Genomic DNA, 569 nt, shown 5'->3' on the forward strand with positions numbered 1-569 from the left:
TACTGTCCAGAGCAGACTTAACTATGATTTCCATGAGAGGAGGTATCAACAGATAGATTATTAGGATTCTCTACTCTGGTTGATTCCTCTCATGGTTGCCTATTTCGGAAAACTGTCCGGACTATTGTTTAACAGAAGAATACTAAATGGATTCAACGCTGAATTAATCCTTTCGCTTGATACTGAAAGCTGCTCAGAACGTTAGCGTTGTTTTCATTATTTGCAAAGATTCAGCTGTTGGCTGGAAGAGCGAGAAAAGCAATGCAGGAATACATCAAGAAAGAAGAGTTTGAAGCTTTTCAATCTCATGTGCTTAGCCAGTTTCGTGATATTGTCGAGTTGTTCTGCAAACAGCAGGCGCATATGGAACGACACCTTGAGTGTACCGAAAGAACCCAGAAGCATCTTGACACATTTGTTGCCCGAATGGATCACCTTTGCCGGGTGCTCTCTCAATTTGATAACTGACTCATAGGTTAGCTTCAACCTTTCCAGTCATGAACTCAGACCAAAGTTGTTCCCAGCGCCCCTTACTCTGGATCAGTGCTCTTGTTGTCAAAAGCACTTCC

The 569-nt window shown here is 42.5% G+C and carries 1 protein-coding gene; it reads left to right on the forward strand.

Features of this window, described 5'->3' with window-relative positions; all coding sequences use genetic code 11:
• The first annotated feature begins 237 nt into the window (after positions 1-237).
• Positions 238-468: a hypothetical protein gene (locus AK963_RS30440; protein ID WP_139117842.1), complete on the forward strand. Its 231-nt coding sequence runs from the start codon at positions 238-240 to the stop codon at positions 466-468.
• Positions 469-569: the final 101 nt, after the last annotated feature.

The organism is Endozoicomonas atrinae (genome assembly GCF_001647025.1).
Lineage (GTDB): Bacteria > Pseudomonadota > Gammaproteobacteria > Pseudomonadales > Endozoicomonadaceae > Endozoicomonas > Endozoicomonas atrinae.